This window comes from Actinosynnema sp. NPDC059797 (assembly GCF_042732085.1).
Lineage (GTDB): Bacteria > Actinomycetota > Actinomycetes > Mycobacteriales > Pseudonocardiaceae > Actinosynnema.
The window spans coordinates 63,386-70,358 of record NZ_JBHWIE010000014.1; the positions used below are offsets into that span (position 1 = coordinate 63,386).

Sequence of the window (6,973 nt, forward strand, 5' to 3'; positions counted from 1 at the left end):
ACCGTGCGGCCGTGCCAGGACTCGACGGAGTACAGATCAGGCGGCGGCTCGCCGACGCGCGGCTCTACCTCTGCACGCCCGACCGGCCCGACCTCGCGGAGTTCGCCGACGCCGCGCTCGCGGGCGGCGTCGACGTCGTCCAACTGCGCGACAAGGGCCTGGAGGCCAGGCAGGAGATCGCGGCCCTGGAGGTGCTGGCCGAGGCGTGCGCCCGGCACGGCGCGCTGCTCGCGGTCAACGACCGGGCCGACGTGGCGCTCGCCGTGGACGCCGACGTGCTGCACCTGGGCCAGGACGACCTGCCGGTGCCCCTCGCCCGCCGCGTCGTCGGCGACGACGTGGTGATCGGCCGCTCCACGCACGACGTGGCGCAGGCGCGGGCGGCGGCGGTCGAACCGGGCGTGGACTACTTCTGCACCGGGCCGTGCTGGCCGACGCCGACCAAGCCGGGGCGGCCCGCGCCGGGCCTGGACCTGGTGCGCGCCACCGCGGGCACGACCGACCGGCCGTGGTTCGCGATCGGCGGCATCGACCGGGAGCGGCTGCCCGAGGTGCTGGGCGCGGGCGCGACGCGGGTGGTGGTCGTGCGGGCGATCACCGACGCCGAGGACCCCCGCGACGCCGCAGCTTGGTTGAAATTTCAACTAGAAGGCGTACAGTCGTCGACGTGATGCCCGTGCTGTACCTGGGCCACGGGGCTCCCCCGCTGGCCGACGACGAACGGTGGACCGGCGAGCTGAGGTCGTGGTCCGCGACGCTGCCGCGCCCGGAGTCCGTCCTCGTGGTCTCCGCGCACTGGGAGGACGACCCGCTCACCCTGGGCGCGACCACCACCGTGCCGCTGACCTACGACTTCTGGGGCTTCCCGCAGCGGTACTACGAGGTCACCTACCCCGCGCCCGGCGCGCCGGGGCTGGCGCGGGCGGTGGCCGGCCTGCTCGACCGGCCCGTCGCGCACGACGAGGCGCGGGGCCTGGACCACGGCGCCTACGTGCCACTGAAGGAGATGTTCCCCGACGCCGATGTGCCGGTGCTCCAGATGTCCCTGCCGAGCCTGGACCCCCGCGAGCTGTTCGAGGTGGGCCGGCGGCTCGCGCCGCTGCGCGAGCAGGGCGTGCTGATCGTCGGCAGCGGGTTCATGACCCACAACCTGAGCTGCGTGGACATGTCCACCGGGCCCGACTACCGGCCGCCGTCGTGGTCGGCGGAGTTCGACGACTGGGCCGGGCGGGCGCTGGCGGCGGGCGACGTGGACGCGCTGCTGGACTTCCGGCACAAGGCGCCCGCGGCCGTCGTCGCGCACCCGCGCACCGAGCACTTCGCGCCGCTGTTCGTGTCCCTCGGCGCGAGCGGCGCGCAGGAGGCCACCACGACCGTCGAGGGCTTCTGGTACGGGCTGTCCAAGCGGTCGGTGCAGTTCTCCTAGCCCGGCCCTCCCGGTTCGGCCCTCCCGGTTCGGCCCTCCCGGTTCGGCCCGGCCCCGCCGGTTCGGCCTCGGACAGGGAACACCCCCGGCCGCGGGAGAGCTGCGGCCGGGGGTGTTCGCCCTGGAGCGGTGCGCGGCCGGGCCGCGCGCGCGTCGGTCAGCCCCGGGTGAGGCTCAGGCCGTAGGCGCTGAGGATCTCGCCGACCGGCTGGAAGTAGGTCGTGCCGCCGGAGGAGCAGTTGCCCGAACCGCCGGAGGTCACGCCCTGGGCCTGGCTGTAGCCGGAGCCCGCCACCCACGAGCCGCCCGAGTCACCGGGCTCCGCGCAGGCGTTCGTGCGGGTCAGGCCGGACACCGTGCCCTGCGGGTAGTTCACCGTCGAGTTCTTGGCCTGGACGGTGCCGCAGCGCCAGCCGGTGGTCGAGCCGGAGCGACAGATCGCCGCGCCGACCGCCGCCGAGGTGGAGCCGGTCACGGTGACGTTGGAGCCGTTGTAGCGGTTCACCCACGGGCGCGAGGTCCAGTTGGAGTTCGTGCGCACCCAGGCGTAGTCGTTGCCCGGGAACGACGAGCCCGCGAACGTGCCCTGCGAGACGCGGTTGAAGCCGGTCGTCGCGTTGCCCGTGCGGCCGCAGTGGCCCGCGGTCACGAAGCCGCCGGTCACCGCGAAGCCGACCGAGCACCGGCCGGAGCCGATGTAGTAGGCGTCGCCGCCGCGGGTGTCGTACAGGGTCGTCGGGGACTCGGCGACCTCGACCACCCGCACCGACGGGCTGACGGACTTGGCCTTGGCCAGGAACGCCTCGGCCGCCGCGTCGCGCTGGTCGCGGTTGACCTCGACGACGACCGAGTTGGTCTGCTCGTCGACCCGCCAGCTCGTGATGGACTTCGGCGCGGAGGCCAGGCCGTCGAGGGTGGCCTTCGCGCCGGTCAGCTGCTGGTGCGAGAAGGCGACGCGCCGGACGTCGGCGCCCGCGGCGCGGGCCGCGTCCGCCTTCGCGGCGTCGGTCACCGCCACGACCAGCTTGCCCGTGGCGGGGTTGATCCACGAGCCCGCGTAGGCGCTGCCGACCGCCGACTTCGCGGCCGATTCGATCTCACCCGCCCGAGTGTCACTCGCCAAACGGGCGGTCACCTGCTCGGCCGACAAGCCGAGGTCACGCTGCGCTGCCTGGAGCAACTCGGCAGGGTAGCTCTCCGTGTCGGAGGGGCTTTGCGCATAGGGGGCGGACGGCGCCGCGATCGCCGGTACGCTTAGTGCTGTAGCCGAGCCCACGGCGAGCAGGGTTGCCGTGGCGAGGCGGACCGCACTCGTGCGGTTCATTAGGCGTCTCCCTCATCTTCGGGTGCAGGGAACCCGAGAGCCTGGTTGCAGGGACCGCTCTCGGGGGCTCTAGGGGGACGGGTGGTGGGGCGGCGGCAGGGGTCGCCCCACCCCTCCACTCCTCTTCCCGGTTGTTCCGCCGGTTCCAGTTCTCCGCCCGACCTCCGGGCCGGTCCTCCGAAGTCGACCCCCGACCCCCGGACCGGTCTCCCGACGTCGGCTCCCGACCTCCGGGCCGGCCTCCGGACGTCGGTTCCCGGCCTCCGGGCCGGTCTCCGGAAGCGGGGCCGCGACCCTCGGGTCGCCCCCCGGAACCTGGCTCGCGAACGCGACGAGCGGGGTCCAGCTGTTCCGCACGACCCCTCCTTCCCGGTCGCTACCGACCAGTACTCGCCCGTTCGAGCGACGTTATGACCCTGTTACCTATTACGGTTCAGGCCATCCGAGGGGGAAGTGTGTCACAGCCCACGCCGATACGACTGCGCTGTGTAGCGTTTGACAGTTAACTCTCACTCAAGGTAGTTATTCGATCACCGATTCGGGCGGTTTTGCCAGAAGTAAAGGATTCGGTGATCGGCTGCCCATACGTGTGAATGCTGTTGCTCCAAGCGGGTGAGGCCGAAGGAGTTCCGGTGACCACCGGCGCAACCGGAAGCCGCCGCCGGGGTGAGGATCGTCGGCATGGAACTCGTCACGCTCGCCGACATCCGCGCCGCGGCCGCCCTGATCGCGCCCGCCGTGGTCCGCACCCCGCTGCTCAGGTTCGACGAAGGGCTGTGGCTCAAGCCGGAGAGCCTCCAGCCCGTCGGCGCGTTCAAGGTGCGCGGCGCGTACCACGCGCTGGCCCGCCTGCCGGAGGACGTGCGGGCGCGCGGGGTGGTGGCCTACTCCAGCGGCAACCACGCGCAGGCCGTGGCCTACGCGGCGAAGCTGTTCGGCGTGCCCGCGACGGTCGTGGTGCCCGACACGACGCCGCGGGTCAAGGTGGAGGCGACCCTTTCGCACGGCGCCGAGGTGGTGGAGGTGCCCGTGGTCGAGCGCGAGTCGCGGGCGCACGAGCTGGCGGCGTCGCTGGGCGCGACCCTCGTGCCGCCGTTCGACCACCCCGACGTGATCGCCGGTCAGGGCACCATCGGCCTGGAGCTGGTCGCCGACCTGCCGGACGTGGCCACCGTCCTGGTCCCGGTGAGCGGCGGCGGCCTGATCTCGGGCGTCGCCGCGGCGGTGAAGGCCCTGAGCCCCGCCACCCGCGTCATCGGCGTCGAACCCGAACTGGCCGGCGACACCGCGGCGTCCTTCCGCGCCCGGACCCTGACCTCCTGGCCGGCGGCCGACCGGTCCCGCACGATCGCCGACGGCCTGCGGGCCGAGCCCTCGCCCCTGACCTTCGCCCACATCCTCGCCCACGTGGACGACGTGGTCACCGTCCCCGAGGACGCCATCGCCGCCGCGGTCCGCCGGCTGGCCTTCGGCTCGCGCCTGGTCGTCGAACCCAGCGGCGCGGTCACCCTGGCCGCCTACCTGGCCTCCCCGACCCCGCGCACCGCCGCCGTCCTCTCCGGCGGCAACGTCGACCCGACCACCCTCCTCCCCCTCCTCACCTGACCCGCGTGTCCTCCACTCCGGCATCGCGTGTCCTCCACTGGGACATCGCGTGTCCTCCACTCAGCCCCACCGTGTCGACCGCTCGGGACACGCGCGGCAGCCGAACGCGGAACTCGGTGGTCCCGGAGCGGTCGACTCGTGGTGCCGGAGTGGAGGACACGCGATGTCCGGGTGGAGGACACGCGCGGGTCATCGGAGGGGTGCGGTGGGGTGGGGGTGTGGGGAGGGGGTGAGGGGTGGGTGGAAGGGGGAGAGGTGGGAGGTCTGGGTCAGCCGGCGGGGCGGTTCAGGGTGGCGACGAACTTGTAGCGGTCGCCCCGGTAGACCGAGCGCACCCACTCGACGGGGTTGCCCTCCGTGTCGAACGAGTGCCGGGAGAGCAGGAGCATCGGCAGACCGATGTCGGCGCCCAGCAGCTCGGCCTCCTCCGGGGAGGCCAGGGCCGTCTCGATGGTCTCCTCCGCGTGCCCCATCTCGACGCCGAAGCGCTCGCGCAGCACCTGGTAGAGGGAGGCGCCGGGGGCCAGGTAGCGGCGCAGGCCGCGGAACCGGCCCAGGGCCAGGTGGGTGGTCTCGATCGCCATCGGCTCGCCGTCGGCCAGCCGGAGCCGGTGCAGGCGGAGCACCTTCGCGCCCGCCCGCACGCCCAGCAGCCGGGCCAGCTCGGCCTCGGCGGGCATCTCGGACGCCTCGATCAGCTTCGACGACGGCTGCCGCCCCTGGGCCTTCATGTCCTCTGTGTACGAGGACAGCTGGAGCCGCTGCGCCACCTTGGGCTCGGCGGCGAAGGTGCCCTTGCCCTGGACGCGCAGCAGCCGGCCCTCGACGGTCAGCTCGGCAAGCGCTTGCCGGACCGTCGTGCGGGACACGTCGAACTCCGCGGCCAGCGACCGCTCGGTCGGGATCGGCGAACCCGGCGGCAGCGCGCGCAGCAGGTCGAGCAGGTGCCGCTTGAGTCCCCAGTACTTCGGCTCGCGCTGCGCGCGTGACCTGGCGTCCACGCCGGTTGCCGGGCTCGTTTCGAGCATGCTTCCTCCTCGACCTTGCCAGTGCTTACAACACGATGTCCTCGTGCACAGCGCTCCCAAGGACAGGATGCCCTGTCCACCTCGGATCGTGGACCCGAACCCCCGACATGCCCCGTGAAATTGACCCGATGACTTTGCAACGGTCCAGCAACGTCCTTGACATGCCCTGTGGCGAGGCACACTCTAGGCCGCATTGGTCTACACCACTTAGGGCGTTCCGGTCGTTCGGACCGGGCATTGGGAAAGGGCGCAGACGTGAAGGGCTGGAGAGGACTGGCCGTGAGTGCCGCCGCGCTGTCGGTGGCCGTGGCCGGGTGCGGCACGAGCTCCGACAACGCCGGCGGGGACCCCGGCGCACCCAAGACGCTGACGGTCTGGTTGATGGACGGCTCCGCGCCGACCACCCTGACCGACGCGCTGAACAAGGAGTTCGAGGACTCCAACCCCGGCGTCACCGTCAAGTACGAGATCCAGAAGTGGAACGGCATCCAGGAGAAGCTGACCACCGCTCTGACCAGCAACAACCCGCCGGACGTGATCGAGCTGGGCAACACCCAGACGGCGAAGTTCGCGGCCGAGGAGACCCTGTACGACCTGTCCGGGGACGTCAACGACCTCAACGGCGACCAGTGGCTCGGCGGTCTGAAGGACTCGCTGACCTGGGACGACAAGCAGTACGGCATGCCGTTCTACGCCGCCAACCGCACGGTCATCTACCGGACCGACCTGTTCGAGGCGGCCGGCATCGCGAGCCCGCCGACCTCCCGTGACGAGTGGGTCGCCGCGATCGAGAAGCTGAAGGCCGCCAACGCCTCCGACCCCGACTTCCAGCCGCTGTACCTGCCGGGCCAGTCCTGGTACGCGCTGCTGTCGTTCATCTGGGACGAGGGCGGCGACGTGGCCAAGCCGCAGGGCTCGGCGTGGGCCGGCGCCCTCGACACCCCGCAGGCCAAGGCGGGCGTGGAGTTCTACAAGAAGCTGGTCGACGTCTCGGGCACGAAGGCCCCGAAGGACGCCGACGAGGCCACGCCGCAGCAGATGGAGGTCTTCGGCACGGGCAAGGTCGGCATGATGATCGGCCTGCCGTGGGAGCTGGCGGGCGCCGTGAAGGCCAACCCGGACCTGGAGAGCAAGACCGCCGCGTTCCCGATCCCGTCGAAGACCGCGGGCAAGGCCGCGCCGGTGTTCCTGGGCGGCTCGAACCTGGCCATCCCGGCCGGCTCGCAGAACCCCGACCTGGCCAAGGCGTACCTGAAGCTGCTGAGCAGCAAGAAGTACCAGGACATGCTGGCCGAGGGCGGCTCGGTGCCGGGCACCTCGACCGACACCCAGAAGCTGGCGACCAACCCGCTGGGCAAGGCGCTGGCCGAGTCCGCCCCGGGCGGCAAGGTCACCCCGACCACGCCGGCGTGGGCCGCGGTCGAGGCTGGTCAGAACCCGCTGAAGGACATGCTGACCGCGTACCTGACCGGCGCGAAGCCGCTGGACCAGGCCGCCTCGGACGCCAACGCCGCGCTGTCGAAGACGCTGGCCGGCTGACGAGCGCATGACGGCCGTTGACACGACCGGCGCCGCGGTGCCGACGAACCC

Annotated in this window: 6 protein-coding genes; 4 read left to right on the plus strand and 2 right to left on the minus strand. The window is 72.2% G+C overall.

Annotated features, from left to right (window positions below; all coding sequences use genetic code 11):
• Nucleotides 1–11 precede the first annotated feature (11 nt).
• Nucleotides 12–671: a thiamine phosphate synthase gene (thiE, locus tag ACFV4N_RS07130; RefSeq protein WP_499671593.1), complete on the plus strand. Its 660-nt coding sequence runs from the start codon at nt 12–14 to the stop codon at nt 669–671.
• Nucleotides 671–1,426: a dioxygenase family protein gene (locus ACFV4N_RS07135; RefSeq protein ID WP_499671598.1), complete on the plus strand. Its 756-nt coding sequence runs from the start codon at nt 671–673 to the stop codon at nt 1,424–1,426. Before thiE ends, ACFV4N_RS07135 begins: the two co-directional genes overlap by 1 nt.
• Nucleotides 1,427–1,583: 157 nt before the next feature.
• Here ACFV4N_RS07135 and ACFV4N_RS07140 read toward each other — a convergent pair whose 3' ends face one another.
• A complete protein-coding gene (locus ACFV4N_RS07140; protein WP_499671594.1) occupies nt 1,584–2,750 on the minus strand; it encodes a S1 family peptidase in 1,167 nt (388 codons plus the stop codon).
• Nucleotides 2,751–3,431: 681 nt separating this feature from the next.
• On the opposite strand from ACFV4N_RS07140, the gene ACFV4N_RS07145 reads away from it, so the two are divergent.
• Nucleotides 3,432–4,355, plus strand: coding sequence for a threonine ammonia-lyase (locus tag ACFV4N_RS07145; protein ID WP_499671595.1), 924 nt, complete (start codon nt 3,432–3,434; stop codon nt 4,353–4,355).
• 269 nt (nt 4,356–4,624) lie between these two features.
• On the opposite strand, the gene ACFV4N_RS07150 is transcribed toward ACFV4N_RS07145, so the two are convergent.
• Complete coding sequence (locus tag ACFV4N_RS07150) at nt 4,625–5,383, minus strand: GntR family transcriptional regulator (RefSeq protein ID WP_344034012.1); 759 nt, start codon at nt 5,381–5,383, stop codon at nt 4,625–4,627.
• Nucleotides 5,384–5,638: 255 nt separating this feature from the next.
• Here ACFV4N_RS07150 and ACFV4N_RS07155 point away from each other — a divergent pair, with 255 nt between their 5' ends.
• The gene (locus ACFV4N_RS07155) at nt 5,639–6,922 is read left to right on the plus strand and encodes a sugar ABC transporter substrate-binding protein (RefSeq protein WP_499671596.1); all 1,284 of its coding nucleotides are present in this window, start codon (nt 5,639–5,641) and stop codon (nt 6,920–6,922) included.
• Nucleotides 6,923–6,973 lie beyond the last annotated feature (51 nt).

Coding starts and splice junctions, on each gene's coding strand:
- ACFV4N_RS07135 (WP_499671598.1), top strand. CDS start 671: ATGCCCGTGCTGTACCTGGGCCACGGGGCTCCCCCGCTGGCCGACGAC.
- ACFV4N_RS07140 (WP_499671594.1), bottom strand. CDS start 2,750: ATGAACCGCACGAGTGCGGTCCGCCTCGCCACGGCAACCCTGCTCGCC.
- ACFV4N_RS07145 (WP_499671595.1), top strand. CDS start 3,432: ATGGAACTCGTCACGCTCGCCGACATCCGCGCCGCGGCCGCCCTGATC.
- ACFV4N_RS07150 (WP_344034012.1), bottom strand. CDS start 5,383: ATGCTCGAAACGAGCCCGGCAACCGGCGTGGACGCCAGGTCACGCGCG.